Consider the following 22410-nt stretch of genomic DNA (forward strand, 5'->3'; position numbering starts at 1 on the left):
CGTCATTCTCGACCGCCTGCAATAGGCTCCGAGGTCATGACGGCGACGACGGAGGGGCTCACGCGACTGGAGCGGCGCAAGGCCGAGACCCGGCGCGAGATCATCGACGCCGCCTTCACCTGCTTCGCGGAGCAGGGCTACCACGCCACCGGGATCGCCGACATCGCCGCACGACTCGGCATCGGGCACGGCACCTTCTACCGCTACTTCGAGAACAAGCGGGACATCGTCGAGCACGTCATCACCGAGACGGTGGAGCGGATCGTCGACGCGCTCGGCGAGGAGAACGCACCGGAGGCCGTCACCACCCTCGAGGGCTACCGCGCGCAGACCGAGCGGATCGGCGCCGCCCTCGCCCGGATCTTCAGCGACGACCCGCGGGTCCCCCAGCTGCTGCTGTCCGCCGCCGGCATCGACGACGCCATGCGCGAGCGGATGCTCGACCTGTTCGACACGACCACGCCGCTCACCGCGGCGTACCTCGAGCACGGCGTCCGGCTCGGATACCTGCGCCCCGACCTCGACGTCGAGCCCACGGCGCAGGCGATCAACGGGATGATCCTCGGCTCGGTCCTGGCCGGGCTGCGCGATCCCGCGCCGGAGCGGCAGGCCCGGCTGAGCGCGGCCATCCGGGCCGTGATGTACGACGGCATCGCCGCGCGCTGAGCCCCCGGCTGCAAGGCCCGGGTGATCGGGGGATCGGCCGGTCCAGGGTGGGAAGTGACCGCGCTCTCTGGCGCCGCCCCCGAAAGTCAATAAAGTCAGTCGAGAAACAACGACTGTCGAAGGGGGCGCCGGATGATCGAGATCTCCGGACTCACCAAGTCCTACGGCGCGACCACCGTGCTCGACGGCATCGACCTCACCGTCGCCGAGGCGCGGATCGCCGCCGTGGTGGGCCCGAGCGGTGCCGGGAAGAGCACGCTGGCCCGCTGCATCAACCTGCTGGAGCGGCCGACCAGCGGCACCATCGCGGTCAACGGCCAGGACCTGACCCGGCTCTCGCGGCGCGACCTGCGCGAGGCCCGCCGCCAGATCGGCACCGTCTTCCAGTCCGCCAACCTGCTCCGCCGGCTCACCGCCGCGCAGAACGTCGCGCTGCCCCTGCGGCACGCCGGCCTGCCCGACGCGGAGGTGCGCCGCCGGGTGGCCGACCTGCTGGAGCGGGTCGGGATGCTGCACCGCGCCAACCATTTCCCGTCGCAGCTCTCCGGCGGGCAGCGGCAGCGGATCGGCATCGCCCGTGGGCTCGCGCTGCGCCCCGCCGTGCTCCTCGCCGACGAGGCCACGTCCGGTCTCGACCCCGAGAGCACGCGCGCCATCCTCGACCTGCTCACCGAGCTCCGCGACGACCTCGGCGTCACGATCCTGGTGATCACCCACGAGATGGACGTCGTACGCGGGATCGCCGATCTGGTCGCCCAGCTCGACCACGGCCGGATCGTCGAGCAGGGCACGGTCGCCGACGTCGTACGACGCTCCGACTCGGCGCTCTCCCGCGCCCTGCTGCCGATGCCGCCCGTCCCGGAGGAGGACCGGCTGTGGCCGTGGACCGTGCGCTACGAGGACGCCGCGGTGTCACCGGTCTGGCTCGCGCAGGCCGGCCGCGAGCTCGACACCGACATCGCCGTTCTCGCGGCTCTCGTCGAGGCGGCGGGGGAGTCGCCGGTCGGGCGGCTCACCATCGGCCTCGACCCGCGGCTCGACGACCGGCGCGTGGCCGACGTGCTGCAGCGGCACGGCGTGGTCGCCGAGCCGGTCGACCGGGCGGTGCTGCGCGCGGTGCCGGCGGCCGCCGGGGCTGCCGGGACGAGCGGGACCGCCGGGACGGAGGGCGCGGCATGACCGTCCTGCTCGGCACGCCCTGGCCCGACGTACCGGACCTGCTGCTGCCCGCCCTCGGCGAGACCTTCCGGATGGTCGCGATCGTGATGGCGATCGTGGTCCTCCTCGGCGGGCCGCTCGGGCTGCTCATCTTCAACACCTCGCCGCTCGGGCTGTTCCCCCACCGCCCCGTGCACGTGTCGATCAGCTGGGTCGCGAACCTCGGCCGCTCGCTGCCGTTCCTCGTCCTGATGGCGGCGGTGATCCCCGTGACGAAGCTGGTCTTCGGCACCACCATCGGCTTCCAGGCGGCGCTGATCCCGATGTCGATCGCCGGCATCGCGTTCTTCGCGCGGCTGACCGAGAACGCCGTGCGCGAGGTGCCGCGCGAGCTCCTCGACGTCGGCCTCGCCGGCGGCAGCAGCAAGCGCCAGATCGTCACCTCGATCCAGCTCCGCGAGGCGCTGCCCGGACTCGCCGCCGGGCTGACGCTCAACGTGATCGCGATGATCGAGTACTCCGCCATCGCGGGCGCCATCGGCTCCGGCGGCGTCGGCTATCTCGCCGTCAACTACGGCTACCGGCGCTTCGACGACAACATCATGATCGCCTGCATCGTGCTGCTGATCGCGCTGGTCCAGCTCATCCAGTTCTCCGGCGACCGGATCGTCCGGGCGCTCACCCACTGAGCGCTCGTCCCTGTAGTCCCTCGAAAGGAACCGTCATGTCCACCACCCAGCAGCCCGGTCGCCGTACCGCCGACGAGGGAGCCGACGCCATCGACCTCGGCGGCGCCCGCCGCCGGTGGCTCCTGCCCGCGATCGGCGGGATCGTCGTCCTCGCCCTCGTCGTCCTCCTCGTCCTCAAGCTCTCCGGCGGCGACGAGAAGACCGTCGCCGGCAGCCACTTCGGCGACGACTTCCAGATCGCCTACCAGGCCAGCAGCGCCTCGGAGAAGGCCTTCCTCGACTACCTCAACGACGAGATCGCACCCGACTACGGCGTCACCATCGAGGGCATCGGCATCGAGGACGGCAACCAGCTCGACCAGGCCACGGCCGACGGCAAGTACATCGCGAACATCTACCAGCACAAGCACTGGCTCAAGCAGGTCACCGACGCCACCGGCATGGAGCTGACCGCCCTCGGCGAGGTCTTCCAGTGGTCGTACTCCGTGTACTCCACCAAGCACGCCTCCCTCGACGAGCTCCCGCAGGGCGCCACCATCGCGCTCCTCAACGACCCCGCGAACACCGCGCAGGCGCTGTGGATCCTCGAGCGCGCCGGCAAGCTCACCTTCAAGGACGGCGTCGACCCGTGGGCGGCCACCGAGCAGGACATCGCCGACAACATCGGCGGCTACAGGTTCACCTACATGGAGTACGGCGCCGGGCCCCGCACCCTCGACTCCGTCGACGCCGTCATCGACTACAACATGTCCTTCGTCGACGCCGGCACCCCCGAGAGGTACCGCATCTACGAGCCCGACGCCCCCAAGGAGTTCGCCGGCCAGCTCGTCGTCGGCACCGCCTACCTCGACGACCCGCAGGTCGAGAAGCTCAAGAAGGTCTTCTTCGACGAGCGGGTCCAGCCGTACCTCTCCGACAACACCGACCCGAACCTCTCGGGCCAGCTGGCTCCGGTCTCGGCGGACTGATCCTGCGCCGCGCCCCGTGCGGATTCGTCGTGGATCAGGGTGATCGACGACAGATCCGCATGGGGTGCGGTTCAGCTCTGGGTCGACAGCAGCCGCTCGCACTCCTCGATCAGCCGGTCCCTGAGCGGGGCGCCCCGCTCCGCGAACCCGCGCTGCGCCTCGACGTACTCCGCCTTCCCCTCGGCCGTCTCGATCCGGACCGGATCGAACCCCAGGTCGGCCAGGTCGTACGGCGCCGCCCGCATGTCCATCACCCGGATGTCCCAGGCCAGCTCGAAGCAGTCCGCGACGAGGTCGGAGTCGATCATGGGCGAGAGCCGGAAAGCGTGCTTGTAGAGGTCCATGCCGGCGTGCAGGCAGGCGGGCTGCTCGAAGGCGGGCCGGTCGTCGCGACCGGGGTGCAGCGTGTTCAGTCCACGTGCCGGGGGAGTGAAGAACCGGTAGGCGTCGAAGTGGGAGCAGGCGATCCGGTGCCCCTCGACGACGGCGTCGGTGCCGGCGGGTCCGAGGCGCAGCGGCCAGTCGGCGTGGCGGGTCTCGTCCTCGGCGAGGCGGTAGACCATGGCCCACTCGTGGAGGCCGAAGCAGCCGAAGTGGGGCGCGCGCCGGGCGGTGGCGGTGAGCAGCGCGTGCAGCGACGAGATCAACCGCCGCTGCGACAAGACATACGACAACTCGACGGCGCCGTCCGCGCCGTACCCCTTGAGCCCGGCGTACTCGGGGGCCGACTCCAGCACGACCCCGAAGCCCGGATGCCAGCGGCGCAGCTGGGCCGGGCGGTAGGAGTAGTAGGTGAACAGGAAGTCGAACACCGGGTGCTTCACGTGCGCCTCGCGGCGGGCGAGGTGCGGGGCGACGTAGGCGTCGATGCGCGCGGCATGGGCGGCCGCCCGCTCCCGCCACCGCTGCTCCGCGGCGACCTGCCCCTTCCCGACCGGCACTGTCACGACCCACCAGCCTAGGTCGATAGGCTCGCCGCGTGCGCATCGTCAGATTCACGACCAGCCAAGAGATCGGACAGGGTGAGCCGTCGTACGGCGTACTGGTAGGCGACCTCGACGAGTACGGCCAGCCCGGCGACGACGCGGTGATCGTCGGCCTCGCGGGCGACCCGCTCTACGTCGGCATCAAGCTGCTCGAGAAGGAGCACCGGCTGGAGGACGTGCGCCTGCTCGCGCCGGTCCTGCCGCGCAGCAAGGTGGTCGGCATCGGCCGCAACTACGCGGCGCACGCGGCCGAGCTCGGCAACGACGTCCCCGACGAGCCGCTGATGTTCCTCAAGCCGAACACGAGCGTCATCGGGCCCGACGACGCGATCCTCTACCCGCGCCAGACCCGGGACCTGCAGTACGAGGGCGAGCTCGCCGTGGTCATCGGCCGGATCTGCCGCGATGTCCCCGCCGAGCAGGCGACCGACGTCATCCACGGCTACACGCTCGCCAACGACGTCACCGCGCGCGACCTGCAGCGCTCCGACGGGCAGTTCACCCGCGCCAAGGGCTTCGACTCGTTCTGCCCGCTGGGCCCGTGGATCGAGACCGATCTGGACCCGAACGACTTCGCCGAGGGCCGGCGGGTGCAGACCTTCCTCAACGGCGACGTCGTCCAGGACGGTACGACGGCCGACATGGTCTTCGACGTCCCCGCCCTCGTCGCCCACGTCTCCAGCGTGATGACGCTGCTGCCCGGCGACGTCATCCTCACCGGCACCCCCGAGGGCGTCGGCCCGATGCAGGTCGGCGACGAGGTGGAAGTCTCGATCGACGGCCTCGGAACCCTCACGAACAAGGTGGAAGCACGCGCATGAGCACCCCCGGCAGCCCGGTCCGCGTCCGGATGGCCCCGTCCCCGACCGGCAGCCCTCATGTCGGCCTGGTCCGCACCGCCCTCTTCAACTGGGCGTTCGCGCGCCACCACGGCGGCACCTTCGTCTTCCGCATCGAGGACACCGACAAGGAGCGCAGCACCGACGAGTCGCTCGGCTCGATCATCGACCTGATGCGCTGGCTCGGCCTCGACTGGGACGAGGGCCCGGGCGTGGACGGCCCGTTCGCGCCCTACCAGCAGAGCGAGCGAGGCGACCTCTACGCCGACGCGCTGGCCCGGCTCAGGGAGAGCCGCTTCACCTACGACTGCTACTGCACCACCGAGGAGGCGACGGCGCGCCGCAAGGCCGCCGGCTCCAAGGTGCAGGGGTACGACGGCTTCTGCCGTGAGCTCAGCGCCGATCAGGTCGCGGCGTTCGAGGCCGAGGGCCGGCAGCCCGTCGTACGCTTCCGGATGCCCGACGGCACCATCACCTGGCACGACCTGGTCCGCGGCGAGGTCAGCTTCGAGACCGAGTTCGTGCCCGACTACGCGCTGTGCCGCGCCAACGGCGACCCGCTCTACACCCTGGTCAACCCGGTCGACGACGCGCTGATGGAGATCACCCACGTGCTGCGCGGCGAGGACCTCCTGTCCAGCACCCCGCGTCAGATCGCGCTCTACGAGGCGCTGAAGGAGATCGGCATCGCCAAGGCGACGCCGGCGTTCGGCCACCTGCCCTACGTCATGGGCGAGGGCAACAAGAAGCTCTCCAAGCGCGACCCCGAGGCGCACGCCCTGGCCTATCGCGACCAGGGCTACCTGCCCGAGGGGCTGCTCAACTACCTCGCCCTGCTGGGCTGGGCGATCGCCGCGGACCGCGACGTCTTCGACCTCGAGGAGATGGTCGAGGCCTTCGACATCTCCGACGTCGTCCCGAACCCGGCGCGCTTCGACCTCAAGAAGTGCGACGCCATCAACGCCGCCCACATGCGCCGGCTCTCGACCGACGAGATCACCCACCGCGCGCTGCCCTTCCTCAAGCGCGACGGCGTCGTGTCCGACCCGGTCACCGACGCCGACGCCCAGCTGCTGGAGCTGGCGATGCCGCTGGTGGCCGAGCGGATCAACAAGCTCACCGAGGCCAGCGCCATGCTCGGGTTCCTGTTCGTCGACGAGGCGGCCTTCGAGGTCGACCCCGAGGACGCCGCGAAGCAGCTCGGCGAGACCGGGCGCCCGGTCGTCCAGGCCGCGTACGACGCGCTGGCGGGCCTCGCGACCTGGTCCACCGACGCGATCCAGACCGCGCTGCAGGAGGCCCTCGTGGACGGGCTCGGCCTCAAGCCGCGCAACGCCTTCGGGCCGGTCCGGGTCGCCGTCACCGGCAAGCGGGTCTCCCCGCCGCTGTTCGAGTCGCTGGAGCTCCTCGGCCGCGACCGCAGCCTGGGGCGGCTGCAGCGTGCCCTCGGCTGAGAGCGTCCCCGCACCGACCGGGCTGCGGTACGACGAGCTCCACCGCCGCGGCCCGGCCGGCCCCTGGCGCCCGCTCGTCGGCATCCCGCTGCTGGTGGTGATCTTCTTCGCCTCCCAGCTGGTGCTGAGCATCGTGGTCACCCTCGTCCTCGTCGCCGGCGGCGACTCGACCGAGCAGGCGATCGACAAGCTCACCGGCGACCTCGCCACCCCGTCGTTCCTGGCGCTGGTCAACCTCGGCTGGGCCGCGGCCATCCCCGCCGTCTGGGCGGTCGCGCGGCTGCTGCACGGCCAGACGCCCGGGTGGGTCACCTCGGTCACCGGCGCCCTGCGCTGGCGCTGGTTCCTGGTCTGCCTCGGCCTCGCCCTGGTCGCCCTCGGCATCACCGTCGCGGTCTCCACGGTGCTGCCGGACCAGGGCGCGGGCAGCATCGAGACCGACGGCACGCTGAACCCGTGGACCTCCACCGTGCGCGACTTCCTGCTCGTGATCGTGCTGCTGACCCCGCTGCAGGCGGCAGGGGAGGAGTACGTGTTCCGGGGGTACCTCGCGCAGGCGTTCGGCGGCCTCACCGCCCGGCTCGGGAGCCGGGTGGCGGCGGGCGTGGCGGTCGTCGTACCGGCGCTGCTGTTCGCGCTCGCCCACGGTCTCGGCCAGGACCTGCCGATCTTCTTCGACCGGTTCGCCTTCGGGCTCGTCGCCGGACTCCTCGTCGTGCTCACCGGCGGCCTCGAGGCGGGCATCGCGATGCACGTCCTCAACAACTTCCTGGCCTTCGGCCTGGCCCTCGCGTTCAGTGACATGACCGAGGCCCTCAACCCCACCGGCGGCACCTGGTGGGCGGTCCCGGTCACCCTCGTGCAGTCGGTCAGCTATCTCGTCCTGGCCGTCGGGGCGGCCCGCCGGCTGGGTGTCGCGCACCGCACCGGTACGACGCCGGGCGGGGCCATTTTGGAGGCGCGGCGCGGGCTTGTGTAATGTTTCCCGTCGGTCCGGTCCTCCGGGATCCGGGCCGGAGATGCAGTGGTCTATGGTGTAATTGGCAGCACGACTGGTTCTGGTCCAGTTAGTCTAGGTTCGAGTCCTAGTAGACCAGCGAGTTCTCGCAGGAAGGCCGAAGCAGACGCCGATTTGGCGCTGACGAGGCCGGATCGCTAGAGTTCCGCAGGTTGCTCGCAAGAGCGACATGCCCCCGTTGTGTAGCGGCCTAGCACGCCTGCCTCTCACGCAGGTAGCGCCGGTTCGAATCCGGTCGGGGTACACAGGGAGACGGGCTCCGATCAGCAGGCTGATCGGAGCCCGTTCCTCGTTCTCACCGCGCTCGGCGCGCTCCTAGTCGCTCAGTCCGGCCTCCCGGGCGCGGAGCATCGCGTCGGTGCGGTCGGCCGCCTGGAGCTTGCCGATGACATTGGACACGTAGTTGCGGACGGTCTTGGGCGAGAGGAAGAGCCGGCGGCCGATCTCGGCGTTGGTGAGGCCCTGGGCGATCAGGCCGAGGATCTCGGTCTCGCGGGCGCTCAGGTCGCCGAAGGTCCTGCGCGAGGAGGCCGATGCGGCGATCAGCCGCTCGGCGATGCCCGCGGAGAAGACGGCGCCGCCGACGGCGACGGTCCGGATCGCGGCGACGATCTGGGCCGGCTCGGCGTCCTTGAGCAGGTAGCCCTTCGCGCCGGCCCGGACCGCGGAGAAGACGTGCTCGTCGTCGAGCATGGTGAGGATCAGGACGCGCAGACTGGGTGCGCGCGCGGCGAGCTCCCGGGTCAGGCCGAGGCCGTCCATCCCGGGCAGGTTGAGGTCCACCACGGCGACGTCGGGCAGGGTGTCGGCGAGGATGTCGAGCGCCTCCTCCGCGGTGCCGACATCGGCCACGACCTCCAGGTCGTCCTCGAGATCGATGCGGGTCCTTAGCCCGAGCCGGAACGTCGGGTGGTCCTCGACCAGCATGATCGCGACAGGCTCGCTCACAGTGGGATCCGTCCGTGGACGCGGGTGCCGTGGCCACCGGGGCCGGGCGTGATGGCGAGGGTCCCGCCGAGCTCCTCGGCCCGCTCGCACATGGACGACGTGCCGACCCCGGGTACGGCGTCGCCGCGCCCGCCGCCGTCGTCGGTCACGGACAGCTCGATCGTGCCGTCGCCCACGCCGACCTGGATCTCCACCTGCCGGGCGTTCGCGTGGCGTACGACATTGGTCACCGCCTCCCGCACGATGCGGAGCAGGTTGACCTCGACCGCTGCGGGGAGGGGGCCGTCCCCGAGCTGGACCCGGCTCTCCACCACGAGCCCGGCGACCGCGGCCCGGTCGCTCTCGGACCTCAGCGCCGACGCCAGCCCGCCCGCGTCGAGCGCCGGCGGACGAAGGTCGTGGGTCAGCGTCCTGATCTCCCCGATGGCCGCTCGGATCTGCTCCTCGAGGGATGCGTGGAGCTGAGGGGCGGGCAGGCCCCTCTCGCGGGCCACCCGGATCGTGTCCAGGGTGACGAGCTGGCTCGCCAGCAGGGGCCCGACGCCGTCGTGCAGGTCCCGGCGCAGCCGCCGGCGCTCGTCCTCGCGGGAGGTCGCCGCGGCGATCCGGGCCTGACGCAGCTGCTCGGTCTCGCGCTGCGCCCGGAGCACGAGGACGACGAACGGCATCACCTCGTCGAGTGCGCGCAGGTCTCGAGCGTCGAGCTCGCTGCCGTAGGCCGGGGCGAGGAGGAGGGTGCCGACGACGGTCGGGCCGTCGACGACGTCCTGGCGCACGAGCCCGCCCGCCTTCTCGTCGCCGGCCGTCGAGACGACCTCTCCGTCGGCGCCGCGCACCTCGACGAACGGAATCGCCAGCGATCGTGCGATCACCCTGGCGAGCCCGCCGCCACCGTCGGGCGCGGCGATGCTGCTCGCGAGGGCGGCCGCGACGTTGGCGTCGCCGTACAGCCTGCGGCGCAGCCGCTCCTCGACCCGGCCGGCGAGCCAGGCGCCGCCGAGCACGGCGACGGCGATGACGGCGATGCCCACCGCGGACGCGGTCTGGAGGGGGAGCGACATGCCCGCGAACGCGACGAGAGCGAAATAGGCGGCCAGCACGCCGACCGTGCCCGCGCCGTAGAGGAAGGTCCGCCAGAGCACCACGCCGACGTCGAACAGCCGGTAGCGCAGGACCGCGAAGGTGAACCCGACGCCGATCAGCAGGAACGAGACATGCGCCCCGGCCACGACGACGAGCTGGAAGCGGGCGAGCAGGCCGGCGACGTCGAGCACGGCCGAGACCACCATCAGGCTCACCAGCGCCAGGAAGCCGACCAGCACCCACTTCGCCTGCTGCCGCGCCACCCAGTCCGAGCGGCGGACGTAGCGGTGCACCTGGGCGAGGACCAGGAGCAGGATCGCCGGCGTCTGCAGGGCGTCGAGTACGGGCACGGCCGATCCGGCCTCGTGGAGGACCGACGCGGCCGAGACCGACACGGCGGGAAGGATCCACCAGCGGCGGAGGAACGCGGGATGCCAGTGACCGTCCGGGAACAGGGCGAGGATGAGGAACAGGGAGAGCTGGTTGAGCCCCGCGACGACGACGAGCAGGGCCTTAGCCGGGCCGTGCGCGTCGAACGCCGGCAGGAAGTCGGTGAGCGCGACGATCATGAGTCCGATCCCGGTCACCGTGGCGAGCGCCGACGGACGGCGCAGCATCATCACGATGCCGAGTGCGCAGAACGCCAGGAGCCGCGCCCACTGGGCCACCACGACGAGGATCGCCCAGCCCCCTGCGGTCAGCCCGACGGTCGCCACCTGATCGAGCAGCTCGCGACTCGGCTGCTCCAGCGTGTCGCAGAGACCTCTCGCGCAGACCCTCGAGAGCGCATCGACGTGCGCGGGCGTCGCCAGCGCCGCGAGCGCGACCGAGACGCCGGCGACCACGAGGCCGCCGGCGACCGGGGTCCGGGCCGGGAGGCGCATCGAACAGGAGTCTGTCAGGAAGTCCCGGGCCCGGTCCTCCGCGCAGCGCGCTCGACGTTGAAGGCGAGGACCGTCCCGAGGAGCATCGGGACGATCGGCGGGGCGCTGGCCACGAGCTGGGCGACGACCGTGAGCGCGCACAGTGCGATCACCACGACCGCGGTGCGCCGCGCCAGCCCGGCGCTCCGAACGCCGATCGCGACGAGGATCAACGCCAGCGCGTCGGCGATCACCGCGGTGTTGACCAGCGTCAGGTAGACCCACCAGTTGTCCGCCAGCCAGGCGCTGCCGCCGGAGAGCCGCCGGGGCAGGAAGGTCATCACCGCCATCGCCAGGCCGCCGAGCAGCGCGAGGACGATGGCGGCCTGCGTGGATGCCCGCCGTCCCGCGACGCCCCCGAGGAGGCCGGTGCCCCACGCGAGGAGCGCGCCGCTGAGCAGGAACAGCGCCGCGGTGGCGACGAGGACCCCGAGGGCATCGGGGTGGGCGCGGCCGAGGTCGGCCATCACCTCGGCCGGCAGGTGGTTCTGGTTGACGCCCAGCTCGTCGGCCCTGTCGTAGAGGGCCGTCTGGTAGTCCCGGTTGAACAGGAGCATGGAGACGACGATGACGCCGACGCAGGCGACGAACGAGCCGAGGAAGAGCCAGGTCGCGGTCTTCGCGCGGGCCGCGACGCCGGACGTGGCCGCGGATTCGGTGATGGTCATGGTGAGAGCCCTTTCGCTGGTCGGAGGCTCCAACCTCGCCGTCCCGGCGTCCCGGTGCACAGGGACGATCCGTCCCGGCTTCGCGGGTACGCCGCGATCGACCGGCGCGCCGGCGCGCAGGGCGGCTTGACGGACCTCCGTCGCCGGCCGGACGATCGACCTGTCGAGCAGCAGGTGAGATCCATCGGCTGCGCAGCGGAGCGGCGCCCCACCGACGTGCCGGTCCCGACAGCGAGTGAGGTGCACCGACATGACCACACACGACGTACGCCCTTCCGGCGTCTTCGACCGGGCCGAGACCGGGCGGAGCCACGAGCAGGTCGTCTTCTGCCGCGACGAGAGCACCGGCCTGCGGGCGATCATCTCGATCCACGACACCACCCTCGGACCGGCGCTCGGCGGCACCCGCTTCCACCCGTACGCCGGCGAGGCCGAGGCGCTCGCCGACGGCCTGCGGCTGGCCGAGGGGATGACCTGCAAGGCGGCCGCCGCCGGGCTGCCCCTGGGGGGCGGCAAGGCCGTCGTCATCGGGGACCCGGCGCGGGACAAGACACCGGCGCTGCTGCGCAGCTACGGCCGGTTCGTCGAGCGCCTCGGCGGCTGGTACGTCACCGCCGCGGACGTCGGCACGACCGCCGAGGACCTCGACGTCATCGGAGAGACCACCCGCCACGTCGTCGGGCGCACGACCGCGGCCGGCGGCTCGGGCGACAGCGGGCCCGCCACGGCGCGCGGGGTCTTCGAGGCGATGCGCGCCGCCGCCGGGCGGCTGTGGGGGAGCGAGTCGCTGGCCGGCCGGAGGGTCGGCGTCGAGGGGGTCGGCAAGGTCGGCCGGCACCTCGTCGGGCTGCTCCTCGAGGACGGCGCCTCCGTGGTCGTCGCCGACCCCTCCCGCGCCGCCACGGACCGGATCCGCGCGCTGCACGGTCGTGCCGTCGCGGTCCTCCCGCGGGTGCGGGACGCGGACGTCGACGTGTACGCGCCCTGTGCGCTCGGCGCGACGCTGACCGCCGCGGCGGTGGCCGAGCTGCGCGCGAGCCTGGTGTGCGGCGCGGCCAACAACCAGCTCGCCGTACCCGAGGTCGACGGCGCCCTCGCCGGCCGCGGCGTCACCTGGGTGCCCGACTACGTCGCCAACGCCGGCGGCCTGGTGCAGGTCGGCGGCGAGCTCCTGGGGCACACGCCGGAGCAGGTGCTCCGCGGTGTTCGCGCGATCGGCGACACCACCCGCGAGATCCTCGAGGTGGCGGGTCGCGACGGCCTCACGACCGGAGAGGCCGCGGGCCGGATCGTCCGGCAGCGCCTCGCCCGGCCGGCGCACGCCGCCCGGAGCGCGGGGTGAGCGCCACGCCCGGGGCGGCGCAGCGCCGGCGGCGACCACCCGCCGTTGACAATGTGAGCATGAGGGTGACGACATGACGGACGTGAGGAACGACGCGACCACGGAGCCGAGCACGAGCGCGGCGACCGCCCGGCAGATCGAGGCCACCGAGCGCTTCGCGGCGCACAACTACCACCCGCTGCCGGTGGTGATCGCGGAGGGACACGGCGCCTGGGTCACCGACGTCGAGGGCCGTCGCTATCTCGACTGCCTCGCCGGGTACTCCGCGCTCAACTTCGGGCACGGCCACCCCCGCCTGGTCGCCCGGGCGGCCGAGCAGCTGCAGCGGCTGACCCTCACCAGCCGCGCGTTCTACAACGACCGGCTCGGCGGCTTCGCCGAGGCGCTGTGCCGGCTGACGGGCAAGGACATGATGCTGCCGATGAACTCGGGCGCGGAGGCGGTCGAGACGGCGATCAAGGTCAGCCGCCGCTGGGGCTACATGGTCAAGGGCGTGCCGCCCGAGCGGGCCACGATCATCACCATGCAGGGCAACTTCCACGGCCGGACGACGACCATCATCGGCTTCTCCGACGACGACGTCGCCCGCCACGGGTACGCCCCCTTCACGCCGGGCTTCCGCAGTGTCCCGTACGGCGACGTGGCCGCGGTCGCCGACGCGATCGACGACGCGGACGACACCGTGGTGGCGGTGCTCTTCGAGCCGGCGCAGGGCGAGGCGGGCGTCGTCGTACCGCCCGACGGCTTCCTGCGCGACCTGCGGGCGCTGTGCACCGAGCGGGGCGTGCTCATGGTCGCCGACGAGATCCAGTCGGGACTCGGCCGCACCGGCCGGACCTTCGCCTGCGACCACGAGGACGTCGTGCCCGACGTCTACGTGCTCGGCAAGGCGCTGGGCGGCGGGATCTACCCGGTCTCCGCGATCGCCGCCGACCGCGATGTCCTCGGCGTGATCACGCCCGGCTCGCACGGCTCGACCTTCGGCGGCAACCCGCTCGCCGCCGCGATCGGCACCGAGGTCGTGGCCCTGCTCGAGGAGGGCACCTTCCAGGCACGCGCCCGCGAGATCGGCGACCTCCTCGACGCCGGGCTCTCGGCGCTGGTCGGGAAGGGCCTCGTGGCCGTGCGGATCCGCGGCGCCTGGGCGGGGGTGGACATCGACCCCGCCCTGATGACCGGGCGCCAGGCCTGCGAGGAGCTGATGGAGCGCGGCGTGCTGGCCAAGGACACCCACGGCTCGACGGTGCGGTTCGCGCCGCCGCTGGTCGCCGACGACGAGGACGTCGCGCTGCTGGTCGACGCCGTGAGGGACATGCTCGCCGGCGCCCGTCCGGCATGAGCTACGACATCGCTCTCGGTCCGTCCCGGCCCGGCCGGAGGGAGCTCACGCCCGAGCGCCGTGCCGCCCTGGTCGGCGTGCTCGACCGGATCGCCGCTCGGCTGGCGGGACTTCTCGGTGGCTGGGAGCGGCACGACCCGGCGGTCGGCCCGCTCGTCGGTCGGCTCACCGCCGAGGAGGGTGGCGTCCGGGTCAGCCTGTACGACGGCAGCGCGCTCGTCAGCGTCCTGGGCCGCGAGCAGGCGGCGGTGGCCGCGGTGGCGGAGGTGGTGCGGGTGATCACGGAGGAGACGGGCTACGCCTACGACGCGCGGAAGGCAGGTGACGGAGTCCTGGACGTCGGCCGGGCCGTGCTCTTCGGCATCGGCGTCGCGATGCTCGGCGTACTCGTCCTGCTGCTGCTCCGCTGAGCCCGCCCGGGGGCGAGGGCGGCTTGTCCGCTTCGTAGGCTGAGGACGTGCGCCTCCTCCTCGTCCGTCACGGCCAGACGCCCCACAACGTCAACGGCGCGCTCGACACCGCCTACCCGGGTGCGGGGCTCACGCCGCTCGGCCGGAGCCAGGCCGCGGCCGTCCCGCACGCACTGCGTGAGGAGCGGGTCACCGCGGTCTACGCGTCCCCGCTCGTGCGGACCCAGCTGACGGCGACGCCGCTCGCGACGGCGCGGGGACTCGACGTCGTCGTGCGCGACGGGCTCGAGGAGATCTCCGCCGGGGACCTCGAGCTGCGCCGCGACCCCGACGCCGTCCGCGCCTACGTGGGGTGCCTGTCGGCGTGGATCCAGGGCGACCTCGACGCGACGATGCCGGGCGGCCCGACGGGAGGCGACTTCTGGACGCGCTACAACGCGGCGATCGGCGCCATCGCGTCCCGCCACGACGAGGAGACCGTCGCCGTGTTCAGCCACGGCGCCGCGATCCGGGTGTTCACGACCATGGCCGCGCGCCTCCCGCAGGAGGTCGCTGTCGAGCTGGGCATCATGAACACCGGCATGGCCGTCCTCGAGGGCGACCCCGACGCGGGCTGGGATCTCGCGACCTGGCACGCCGAGCCCCTGGGCGGCCTCGCCCTGGAGGACGCCGCGGCCGAGGACGTCACGGGCGAGGAGATCAGCGAGGTCGACGAGGCTGCTCGTCGCTGACGCCCTTCGCCGCCGCGTCCTTCGCGGCGGCGGTCTTCCGCGCCGCGCGGGTCTTCGGCGGCGTGACCTCCGTGCCGACGATCGCGAACACCGGAGCGGTGACCTTCTCCAGCGCGGCGACCGCCTCGGCATGCCGCTCGGCGAGCTTCGCGACGACGCCGGCGAGCTCGGCCTGGGCCTCGGCGAGCGTGTGCACGGTGTCAGCGAGCTCGCGCTGGCGGACGATGAAGTCCTGCAGTGGCTGGGCGGTCGAGCTCGCGAGGCTCGTGACCGCGCCGGCCATCCCCGCCACGGCGCCGGCGAGCTCGCCGACCTGGTGGGCGAGCTCGTCGGGCTGGGTGACGCCGGTGACCGCGGTGTCGCGGACGGTGCGCAGCACGTCGGTGGTCAGCTTGAGCGCGACCTGCTGGGACTTCAGGAGCAGGTCGATGGGGTTGAGGGGAGCGTCCGCCATGGACGCAGCCTGCCAGACCCGGAGCGCCCGTGGGGCTCGGAAAGGACGGCGGACGGCCGGGGCGTGTGTGGCGTCAACCCGGCCGTCCGCCGGACCCTCCCCGGTGCGTGAACCGGGGAGGGTGGTCGGAGGGCTATCCCGCGGCGCGGCGGAGCATCTCGTCGCGCGGCACGACCTTGATCCGCTCGCGCCCGGCGGCCGTGCCGAGGGCCGCCTCGTGCGCGTCGAGCCGCTGCCAGCCGTCCCAGGTGACGACCTCGGTGCCGCCGGCGGCGAGGTGCTGGATCACGGCGCTGCGGGCGGGCATCTCGGGACCGGGCAGGCCGTCGAGGTCGGCGAGCAGGCCGTCGAGGTCGGCGAGCAGGCTGGCGACGGTCTCGGCCGCGTCGGACTTCGTGTGCCCGATCAGGCCGACCGGCCCGCGCTTGATCCAGCCGGTGACGTAGGCGCCCGGGACCGCCGTACCGTCGAGGTCGAGGACCCGCCCCGCGTCGTTGGGTACGACGCCCACGCCGTGGTCGAAGGGCACGTCCGGCAGGTGCGTGGAGAGGTAGCCGACGGCGCGGTAGACCGCCTGCACGTCGGTGTCGGTGAACTCGCCGGTGCGCCGGGCGGTGCCGTCGCCCTGGAGCTCGGTGCGCTCGGTGCGCAGTCCCTCGACGCGCTCGGTGCCGTGGACCCGCACGGGCGCCTGGCACAGGTGGATGTGGATCCGGTTCGGCGCGCCGGTGGGCTCCGCCTCGAGGTACTTCAGCAGCGTGTCGACCACCAGCCGGGTGCCCTTGTTGCGGCTGATCGCCTGCTGGCCGGCCTCGTCGATCTCGAAGCCCTCGGGGTGCACGATCACGTCGACGCTGGGGGAGTGGGAGAGCTCGCGCAGCTCCATCGGCGAGAACTTGATCTGCGCCGGGCCGCGGCGCGCGAAGACGTGGACGTCCCGCGCGCGGTTGGCGCGCAGCCCGTCGTACACGTTCTGCGCGATCTCGGTCGTGAGCTGCTCGTCGGCGGGCTTGGCGAGCATCCGCGCGATGTCGAGCGCGACATTGCCGGCGCCGATCACGGCGACGGACTCCGCGTCGAGCGGCCACGTGCGCGGTACGTCGGGGTGGCCGGCGTACCACGACACGAAGTCCGCCGCGCCGTGGGAGCCGGGCAGGTCGATGCCGGGGACGTCCAGCGGCCGGTCGGCGATCGCGCCGGTCGCGAAGATCACCGCGTCGTAGAACCGGCGCAGCTCGTCGAGCTTGATGTCCGTGCCGTAGTCGACATTGCCGAGGAAGCGGATCTCGTCACGGCCGAGCACCCGGTGCAGCGCCTTGATGATCTCCTTGATCCGCGGGTGGTCCGGCGCGACGCCGTACCGGACCAGGCCGTACGGCGCGGGCAACCGCTCGATCACGTCGACCGTGGCGCCGGGGTGCTCGCGGGTGAGGATGTCGGCGGCGTAGATGCCGGCGGGTCCTGCTCCGACGACGGCGATGCGGATCTCGCGCATGTCTCCCTCTCGATCGATTAGGTAAGGCAAACCTTATCTGCCGAAAAGGGCGAGGGAAGGGCGGAGTCGTGTGATCCATGTCGCATCGGCCCGCCCATCGTCATGTCCGATTCCCGCGAGAGAGTGTCGGCGGCGAGAGGCAGGATGGAGGACATGGAGACAACGGTGACCACGTCGGAGCGGCTCGACTTCGAGCGCTGCTACACCGCCGTGCAGTCGCGGGACCGCCGTTTCGACGGGGTCTTCTACACCGCGGTGCGCACGACCGGCATCTACTGCCGGCCCTCGTGCCCGGCGCGGACCCCCGCCTCCCGCAACGTCTCCTTCCACCGCACGGCCGCCGCCGCGCAGGCCGCCGGCTACCGCGCCTGCAAGCGCTGCCTGCCCGACGCGACGCCCGGCAGCCCGGAGTGGGATGTCGCCGCCACCGTCGCCGGCCGCGCCATGCGGCTGATCGCCGACGGCGTCGTCGACCGCGAGGGCGTGGAGGGACTGGCCGCGCGGCTCGGGTACACCTCGCGCCACCTGTCGCGGCTGCTGACCGGCGAGCTCGGCGCCGGTCCGCTCGCGCTCGCGCGCACCCAGCGCGCCCAGACCGCCCGCGCCCTCGTCGAGAGCACGACGCTCAGCCTCGCCGATGTCGCGTTCGCAGCCGGCTTCTCGAGCGTGCGGCAGTTCAACGACACCATGCTCGAGGTGTACGACGCCGCGCCCAGCCAGCTGCGCGGGCGGAAGGCGCCGGCGGGCGGGTCCCCGGCGCCGGGTGCGATCGACCTGCGGATCGCCGTCCGTACCCCCTTCCGCGGCAGCGCCCTGCTCCGCTTCCTCGCCGACCGGGCGGTGCCCGGCATCGAGGTCGCCGAGGTCGCGGCCGACGGTGGCGGCTGGTACGCCCGCACCCTCGACCTGCCGCACGGACCGGGCGTCGCCCGCGTCGCGCTCGCGGACCTCGACGGGGTCGGGTCGTCGTACCTGCCCCTGCGGCTGGTGCTCGACGACCTCCGCGACACCACGGCGGCGCTGGCGCGGATGCGCGCACTGCTCGACGCCGACGCCGACCCGGTCGCCGTGGACGCCCATCTGGGCGGGGATCCCGTGCTCGCGCCGCTCGTGGCGGCGCGACCGGGACTGCGGGTGCCCGGTCACGTCGACGGCTCGGAGATCGCGGTGCGTGCGGTCCTCGGCCAGCAGGTCACCGTCGTCGCGGCGCGGACGGCTGCCGCGCGGCTCGTCGCCGCCCACGGACGCCCGGTGACGACGGGGATCGAGGGACTGACCCATCTCTTCCCGGACGCCGCGACCGTCGCCGAGCTGGCGCCCGAGGAGCTCCGGATGCCCCGTGCCCGCGGGCGTGCGCTCGTCGGGCTCGCCGCGTCGATCGCGGCCGGCGACGTCGTGCTCGACCGCGGGCCGGACCGCGGCGACGTACGACAGGCGCTGCTCGCGCTGCCCGGCATCGGGCCCTGGACGGCCGACTACATCGCGCTGCGCGCGCTCGGCCACCCCGACATCTGGCTGCCCACCGACGTCGGCGTGCGCAACGCCCTCGCCGGCCACGGCGCCGCCGAGATCACCCCGGAGGAATGGGCGCCCTGGCGCTCGTACGCCCTCCTGCACCTGTGGACGTCCCTGTCCGAGAACGCTGGAAGGATGAGCTGACCATGTGGACCGTCATCGAATCGCCCATCGGGCCGCTGCGCATCGTGGAGCAGGACGGCGCGATCACCGCCATCGAGTTCTCGCCGTTCCGCGACGGCACCGGCCGCCCCCTCGGCGACCGCGCCGACGACGCGCCCCTGCTGGTCGAGGCCGCGCGCCAACTGGGGAGTACTTCGCCCGCGAGCGCACCGAGTTCGACCTCCCGCTCGCGCCCACCGGCAGCGCCTGGCAGCGCTCGGTGTGGGCGCAGCTGGTCGCCATCGGGTACGGCGAGACCGCGTCGTACGGCCAGATCGCCGCCCGGCTCGGCAAGACCAATGCCGCCTCCCGAGCCGTCGGCACCGCCAACGGCGCCAACCCGATCCCCATCGTCATCCCCTGCCACCGGGTGATCGGCGCCAACGGCACGCTCACCGGGTACGCCGGCGGCCTGGACCGCAAGCAGCTGCTGCTCGAGCTCGAGCAGGACGCCTTGTTCTAGATCGCACTGGGAGGCAGTTTCGTCGGCCCCAGCCTGGCGGGAGCTGCTCCGGTCACTCCGCGGCGGCGCGGCGCAGGGACTCCGAGAGCCGCTCGGCGGCGGCGAGGACGGCGGGGGCGTGCATCCGGCCGGGCTGGCGGGACAGGCGCTCGAGCGGGCCGGAGACGGAGACCGCCGCGATGACCTTGCCGCCGGGGGACCGGACGGGCGCGGACACGGAGGCGACGCCCTGCTCGCGCTCGCCGACCGACTGCGCCCAGCCCCGGCGGCGGATCGCGGAGAGCTCGGCGGCGGAGAAGGCGGAGTTCTGCAGGCCGCGGTGGATCCGCTCCGGGTCGTCCCAGGCGAGCAGCACCTGCGCGGCGGAGCCGGCGCGCATGGTCAGCTGGGAGCCGATCGGGATGGTGTCGCGCAGGCCGGAGGGGCGCTCGGCGGCGGCGACGCAGACGCGGTGATCGCCCTGGCGGCGCCAGAGCTGGGCGGACTCGCCGGTGATGTCGCGCAGCCGCGCGAGCACCGGGCCGGCCGTGGCGAGCAGGCGGTCCTCGCCGGCGGCGGCGGACAGCTCGGCCAGGCGCGGGCCGAGCACGAAGCGGCCCTGCATGTCGCGCGCGACCAGGCGATGGTGCTCCAGCGCGACCGCCAGCCGGTGCGCGGTCGGCCGGGCCAGGCCGGTGCCCGCCACGAGCCCGGCCAGCGTGGCCGGCCCGGACTCCAGTGCGGTCAGCACCAGGGCTGCCTTGTCGAGTACGCCGACGCCGCTCGAGTTGTCCATATGTCAATACTGCCGTCTCGGATCCTGGGATGCAAGAGTAGGCTGCGTCTCAGTTCACGGCAGAGGTGCCGTCGACGACCCGAACGAGGAGGAGCGAGTCATGGGCAAGACCCTGGCGGAGAAGGTGTGGGACGAGCACGTCGTCCGGTCGACCCCGGGGGAGCCGGACCTCCTCTACATCGACCTCCACCTCATCCACGAGGTCACCAGCCCGCAGGCCTTCGACGGCCTGCGCCTGGCCGGGCGCCGCGTGCGCCGCCCCGACCTGACCCTCGCGACCGAGGACCACAACGTCCCGACCATCGACTGGGACAAGCCGATCGCCGACCCGGTCAGCAAGACCCAGGTCGACACCCTGCGCAGGAACGCCGAGGAGTTCGGCGTGCGGCTGCACCAGCTCGGCGACGTCGAGCAGGGCATCGTCCACGTCGTCGGCCCGCAGCTCGGCCTCACCCAGCCCGGCATGACCATCGTGTGCGGCGACTCGCACACCAGCACCCACGGGGCCTTCGGGTCGATCGCGTTCGGCATCGGTACGTCGGAGGTCGAGCACGTCCTCGCCACGCAGACGCTGCCGCAGGCCAGGCCGAAGACGATGGCCGTCACCGTCGACGGCTCGCTGCCCGAGGGCGTCACCGCGAAGGACCTCGTCCTCACCCTGATCGCGCACACCGGCACCGGCGGCGGGCAGGGCTACATCGTGGAGTACCGCGGCCAGGCCATCGAGGAGCTCTCGATGGAGGGCCGGATGACGGTCTGCAACATGTCCATCGAGTGGGGCGCCAAGGCCGGCATGATCGCGCCGGACGAGACGACCTTCGCCTACCTCGAGGACAAGCCCGAGGCTCCGAAGGGCGCCGACTGGGACGCCGCCGTCGCGCACTGGCGCACCCTGGTCACCGACGCCGACGCGGTCTTCGACAAGGAGATCGTCCTCGACGCCTCCGAGATGACGCCGTTCGTCACCTGGGGCACCAACCCCGGCCAGGGCGTCGCCCTCGGCGCGACGGTCCCCAGCCCCGACGACTTCGAGGAGGCGACGGACAAGATCGCGACCGAGAAGGCGCTGGAGTACATGGGTCTGGAGGCCGGCACGCCGATGCGCGAGATCAAGGTCGACACGGTGTTCGTGGGCTCGTGCACCAACGGCCGGATCGAGGACCTGCGCCTCGCCGCGCAGATCATCGAGGGCCACCATGTCGCGGAGGGCACCCGCCTGCTCGTCGTACCGGGCTCGGTGCGGGTGCGGATGCAGGCCGAGGCCGAGGGTCTCGACCAGATCTTCAAGAACGCCGGGGCCGAGTGGCGCGGCGCGGGCTGCTCGATGTGCCTGGGCATGAACCCCGACCAGCTCACGCCGGGCGAGCGCAGCGCGTCGACGTCCAACCGCAACTTCGAGGGCCGGCAGGGCAAGGGCGGTCGCACCCACCTGGTGTCCGTGCCCGTCGCCGCCGCGACCGCCGTCCGCGGCACCCTGTCCTCGCCCGCCGACCTCGTGCCGGCCACGGTCTGAACGGAGAGAGCAGTCATGGAGAAGTTCACCACCCACACCGGTATCGGCGTCCCGCTGCGCCGCAGCAACGTCGACACCGACCAGATCATCCCGGCGGTCTACCTCAAGCGCGTGACGCGCACCGGCTTCGAGGACGGGCTGTTCGCCGCCTGGCGCGGCGACCCGGACTTCGTGCTCAACAACCCCGCCTACAGTGCGGGCTCCGTGCTCGTCGCCGGTCCGGACTTCGGCACCGGCTCCTCGCGCGAGCATGCCGTGTGGGCCCTGCAGAACTACGGCTTCAAGGTCGTGCTGTCCCCGCGCTTCGCCGACATCTTCCGCGGAAACTCCGGCAAGGCCGGCCTCGTCGCCGGCCAGGTCGACGAGAAGGTCGTCGAGCGGCTGTGGGTCTACCTCGAGGAGAACCCGGGCGGCCAGATCACCGTCGACCTCGAGAACAAGACGGTCACCACGCCCGGCGGCGAGGTCGAGGACTCCTTCGACATCGACGACTACACGCGCTGGCGCCTGCTCGAGGGCCTCGACGACATCGGCATCACCCTCGGCCACGAGGCCGACATCGCGTCGTACGAGAGCGGTCGACCGAGCTGGAAGCCGGTCACGCAGCACGCCTGAAGGGCGTAGAAACCGCTCTACGACGGGCCGATCCGCGACATTCGCGGGTCGGCCCGTTCGCGTTCCCGGTCTTCGCCCGAACGGCCCCGCGAGGGCCTCGAGAGCGAAAAGCGGGCCGAATCGGCCGAAATAACGACGAAATCGCGAAAAAAGACGCAACAACTTCGGCGTGGTGATTGTGAGTGTGCCTACTAGT

At 72.6% G+C, this 22410-nt stretch carries 22 protein-coding genes and 2 tRNA genes; 17 read left to right on the forward strand and 7 right to left on the reverse strand.

What is annotated here, in order from left to right; genetic code table 11:
• Positions 1 to 36 precede the first annotated feature (36 nt).
• The 4 genes from FIV44_RS24440 (at position 37) to FIV44_RS24455 (ending at position 3481) form a co-directional block, all read left to right on the forward strand.
• On the forward strand, positions 37 to 666 hold the full coding sequence (locus tag FIV44_RS24440) for a TetR/AcrR family transcriptional regulator (RefSeq protein WP_141006721.1): 630 nt from the start codon (positions 37 to 39) through the stop codon (positions 664 to 666).
• A gap of 132 nt (positions 667 to 798) precedes the next feature.
• Positions 799 to 1845 carry a methionine ABC transporter ATP-binding protein gene (locus tag FIV44_RS24445; RefSeq protein WP_141006722.1) on the forward strand — a complete coding sequence of 349 codons (1047 nt, stop codon included), beginning with the start codon at positions 799 to 801 and terminating at the stop codon, positions 1843 to 1845.
• Positions 1842 to 2513, forward strand: a complete 672-nt coding sequence (locus FIV44_RS24450) for a methionine ABC transporter permease (RefSeq protein WP_141006723.1) — start codon at positions 1842 to 1844, stop codon at positions 2511 to 2513. The genes FIV44_RS24445 and FIV44_RS24450 overlap by 4 nt, the downstream gene beginning before the upstream one ends.
• Positions 2514 to 2548: 35 nt before the next feature.
• Positions 2549 to 3481 (forward strand): MetQ/NlpA family ABC transporter substrate-binding protein, encoded by a 933-nt coding sequence (locus FIV44_RS24455; RefSeq protein WP_141006724.1) that lies wholly within the window; start codon positions 2549 to 2551, stop codon positions 3479 to 3481.
• A gap of 71 nt (positions 3482 to 3552) precedes the next feature.
• Here the strand turns inward: FIV44_RS24455 and FIV44_RS24460 are convergent, their stop codons facing one another.
• Positions 3553 to 4428 carry a 3-methyladenine DNA glycosylase gene (locus FIV44_RS24460; RefSeq protein WP_141006725.1) on the reverse strand — a complete coding sequence of 292 codons (876 nt, stop codon included), beginning with the start codon at positions 4426 to 4428 and terminating at the stop codon, positions 3553 to 3555.
• A gap of 32 nt (positions 4429 to 4460) precedes the next feature.
• On the opposite strand from FIV44_RS24460, the gene FIV44_RS24465 reads away from it, so the two are divergent.
• The 5 genes from FIV44_RS24465 (at position 4461) to FIV44_RS24485 (ending at position 8022) form a co-directional block, all read left to right on the forward strand.
• Complete coding sequence (locus FIV44_RS24465; protein WP_141006726.1) at positions 4461 to 5288, forward strand: fumarylacetoacetate hydrolase family protein; 828 nt, start codon at positions 4461 to 4463, stop codon at positions 5286 to 5288.
• Positions 5285 to 6760, forward strand: a complete 1476-nt coding sequence (gltX, locus tag FIV44_RS24470; protein ID WP_141006727.1) for a glutamate--tRNA ligase — start codon at positions 5285 to 5287, stop codon at positions 6758 to 6760. The genes FIV44_RS24465 and gltX overlap by 4 nt, the downstream gene beginning before the upstream one ends.
• Entirely contained in the window at positions 6747 to 7739 is a 993-nt protein-coding gene (locus FIV44_RS24475) for a CPBP family intramembrane glutamic endopeptidase (RefSeq protein WP_141006728.1), read from the forward strand. Before gltX ends, FIV44_RS24475 begins: the two co-directional genes overlap by 14 nt.
• Before the next feature lie 46 nt (positions 7740 to 7785).
• Positions 7786 to 7857: transfer RNA gene (locus FIV44_RS24480), tRNA-Gln, on the forward strand.
• Positions 7858 to 7948: 91 nt separating this feature from the next.
• A tRNA-Glu gene (locus tag FIV44_RS24485) sits at positions 7949 to 8022 on the forward strand.
• Positions 8023 to 8093: 71 nt separating this feature from the next.
• On the opposite strand, the gene FIV44_RS24490 is transcribed toward FIV44_RS24485, so the two are convergent.
• The 3 genes from FIV44_RS24490 to FIV44_RS24500 are packed head-to-tail and all read right to left on the reverse strand — an operon-like array spanning position 8094 to position 11400.
• Positions 8094 to 8726: a response regulator gene (locus FIV44_RS24490; RefSeq protein WP_219996157.1), complete on the reverse strand. Its 633-nt coding sequence runs from the start codon at positions 8724 to 8726 to the stop codon at positions 8094 to 8096.
• Entirely contained in the window at positions 8723 to 10693 is a 1971-nt protein-coding gene (locus FIV44_RS24495) for a sensor histidine kinase (RefSeq protein ID WP_141006729.1), read from the reverse strand. Before FIV44_RS24495 ends, FIV44_RS24490 begins: the two co-directional genes overlap by 4 nt.
• A 14-nt stretch (positions 10694 to 10707) precedes the next feature.
• The gene (locus FIV44_RS24500; protein WP_141006730.1) at positions 10708 to 11400 is read right to left on the reverse strand and encodes a hypothetical protein; all 693 of its coding nucleotides are present in this window, start codon (positions 11398 to 11400) and stop codon (positions 10708 to 10710) included.
• Between the two features lie 250 nt (positions 11401 to 11650).
• On the opposite strand from FIV44_RS24500, the gene FIV44_RS24505 reads away from it, so the two are divergent.
• The 4 genes from FIV44_RS24505 (at position 11651) to FIV44_RS24520 (ending at position 15222) form a co-directional block, all read left to right on the forward strand.
• Positions 11651 to 12742 carry a Glu/Leu/Phe/Val dehydrogenase dimerization domain-containing protein gene (locus tag FIV44_RS24505; RefSeq protein WP_141006731.1) on the forward strand — a complete coding sequence of 364 codons (1092 nt, stop codon included), beginning with the start codon at positions 11651 to 11653 and terminating at the stop codon, positions 12740 to 12742.
• Positions 12743 to 12815: 73 nt separating this feature from the next.
• Positions 12816 to 14081: an ornithine--oxo-acid transaminase gene (gene rocD, locus FIV44_RS24510; RefSeq protein ID WP_141006732.1), complete on the forward strand. Its 1266-nt coding sequence runs from the start codon at positions 12816 to 12818 to the stop codon at positions 14079 to 14081.
• A complete protein-coding gene (locus tag FIV44_RS24515) occupies positions 14078 to 14491 on the forward strand; it encodes a hypothetical protein (RefSeq protein WP_141006733.1) in 414 nt (137 codons plus the stop codon). The genes rocD and FIV44_RS24515 overlap by 4 nt, the downstream gene beginning before the upstream one ends.
• 47 nt (positions 14492 to 14538) lie before the next feature.
• Positions 14539 to 15222, forward strand: coding sequence for a histidine phosphatase family protein (locus FIV44_RS24520; RefSeq protein WP_141006734.1), 684 nt, complete (start codon positions 14539 to 14541; stop codon positions 15220 to 15222).
• Here FIV44_RS24520 and FIV44_RS24525 read toward each other — a convergent pair.
• The gene (locus tag FIV44_RS24525) at positions 15191 to 15676 is read right to left on the reverse strand and encodes a hypothetical protein (RefSeq protein WP_141006735.1); all 486 of its coding nucleotides are present in this window, start codon (positions 15674 to 15676) and stop codon (positions 15191 to 15193) included. The two genes, FIV44_RS24520 and FIV44_RS24525, sit on opposite strands and share 32 nt — an antisense overlap.
• A gap of 133 nt (positions 15677 to 15809) precedes the next feature.
• Positions 15810 to 17171: an FAD-dependent oxidoreductase gene (locus FIV44_RS24530; protein ID WP_141006736.1), complete on the reverse strand. Its 1362-nt coding sequence runs from the start codon at positions 17169 to 17171 to the stop codon at positions 15810 to 15812.
• Between the two features lie 153 nt (positions 17172 to 17324).
• Here FIV44_RS24530 and FIV44_RS24535 point away from each other — a divergent pair, with 153 nt between their 5' ends.
• On the forward strand, positions 17325 to 18830 hold the full coding sequence (locus FIV44_RS24535) for an AlkA N-terminal domain-containing protein (protein ID WP_219996158.1): 1506 nt from the start codon (positions 17325 to 17327) through the stop codon (positions 18828 to 18830).
• Positions 18831 to 19068: 238 nt separating this feature from the next.
• Positions 19069 to 19311 (forward strand): methylated-DNA--[protein]-cysteine S-methyltransferase, encoded by a 243-nt coding sequence (locus tag FIV44_RS33715; RefSeq protein ID WP_342778849.1) that lies wholly within the window; start codon positions 19069 to 19071, stop codon positions 19309 to 19311.
• A 52-nt stretch (positions 19312 to 19363) separates the two neighbouring features.
• On the opposite strand, the gene FIV44_RS24545 is transcribed toward FIV44_RS33715, so the two are convergent.
• Positions 19364 to 20086: an IclR family transcriptional regulator gene (locus FIV44_RS24545; protein WP_139622247.1), complete on the reverse strand. Its 723-nt coding sequence runs from the start codon at positions 20084 to 20086 to the stop codon at positions 19364 to 19366.
• 100 nt (positions 20087 to 20186) lie between these two features.
• On the opposite strand from FIV44_RS24545, the gene leuC reads away from it, so the two are divergent.
• Together leuC and leuD are read left to right on the forward strand one after the other, a co-directional pair.
• Positions 20187 to 21599: a 3-isopropylmalate dehydratase large subunit gene (gene leuC / locus FIV44_RS24550; RefSeq protein ID WP_141006738.1), complete on the forward strand. Its 1413-nt coding sequence runs from the start codon at positions 20187 to 20189 to the stop codon at positions 21597 to 21599.
• Between the two features lie 15 nt (positions 21600 to 21614).
• Positions 21615 to 22214 carry a 3-isopropylmalate dehydratase small subunit gene (gene leuD / locus FIV44_RS24555; protein WP_141006739.1) on the forward strand — a complete coding sequence of 200 codons (600 nt, stop codon included), beginning with the start codon at positions 21615 to 21617 and terminating at the stop codon, positions 22212 to 22214.
• Positions 22215 to 22410: the final 196 nt, after the last annotated feature.

Source organism: Nocardioides humi (assembly GCF_006494775.1).
Taxonomy (GTDB): domain Bacteria; phylum Actinomycetota; class Actinomycetes; order Propionibacteriales; family Nocardioidaceae; genus Nocardioides; species Nocardioides humi.

Excerpts from the sequence above, each read along its gene's own strand:
- FIV44_RS24440 (WP_141006721.1), top strand. The coding sequence starts at position 37 with ATGACGGCGACGACGGAGGGGCTCACGCGACTGGAGCGGCGCAAGGCC.
- FIV44_RS24445 (WP_141006722.1), top strand. The coding sequence starts at position 799 with ATGATCGAGATCTCCGGACTCACCAAGTCCTACGGCGCGACCACCGTG.
- FIV44_RS24450 (WP_141006723.1), top strand. The coding sequence starts at position 1,842 with ATGACCGTCCTGCTCGGCACGCCCTGGCCCGACGTACCGGACCTGCTG.
- FIV44_RS24455 (WP_141006724.1), top strand. The coding sequence starts at position 2,549 with ATGTCCACCACCCAGCAGCCCGGTCGCCGTACCGCCGACGAGGGAGCC.
- gltX (WP_141006727.1), top strand. The coding sequence starts at position 5,285 with ATGAGCACCCCCGGCAGCCCGGTCCGCGTCCGGATGGCCCCGTCCCCG.
- FIV44_RS24495 (WP_141006729.1), bottom strand. The coding sequence starts at position 10,693 with ATGCGCCTCCCGGCCCGGACCCCGGTCGCCGGCGGCCTCGTGGTCGCC.
- FIV44_RS24500 (WP_141006730.1), bottom strand. The coding sequence starts at position 11,400 with ATGACCATCACCGAATCCGCGGCCACGTCCGGCGTCGCGGCCCGCGCG.
- FIV44_RS24505 (WP_141006731.1), top strand. The coding sequence starts at position 11,651 with ATGACCACACACGACGTACGCCCTTCCGGCGTCTTCGACCGGGCCGAG.
- rocD (WP_141006732.1), top strand. The coding sequence starts at position 12,816 with ATGACGGACGTGAGGAACGACGCGACCACGGAGCCGAGCACGAGCGCG.
- FIV44_RS24515 (WP_141006733.1), top strand. The coding sequence starts at position 14,078 with ATGAGCTACGACATCGCTCTCGGTCCGTCCCGGCCCGGCCGGAGGGAG.
- FIV44_RS24525 (WP_141006735.1), bottom strand. The coding sequence starts at position 15,676 with ATGGCGGACGCTCCCCTCAACCCCATCGACCTGCTCCTGAAGTCCCAG.
- FIV44_RS24530 (WP_141006736.1), bottom strand. The coding sequence starts at position 17,171 with ATGCGCGAGATCCGCATCGCCGTCGTCGGAGCAGGACCCGCCGGCATC.
- FIV44_RS24535 (WP_219996158.1), top strand. The coding sequence starts at position 17,325 with ATGGAGACAACGGTGACCACGTCGGAGCGGCTCGACTTCGAGCGCTGC.
- FIV44_RS24545 (WP_139622247.1), bottom strand. The coding sequence starts at position 20,086 with ATGGACAACTCGAGCGGCGTCGGCGTACTCGACAAGGCAGCCCTGGTG.
- leuC (WP_141006738.1), top strand. The coding sequence starts at position 20,187 with ATGGGCAAGACCCTGGCGGAGAAGGTGTGGGACGAGCACGTCGTCCGG.
- leuD (WP_141006739.1), top strand. The coding sequence starts at position 21,615 with ATGGAGAAGTTCACCACCCACACCGGTATCGGCGTCCCGCTGCGCCGC.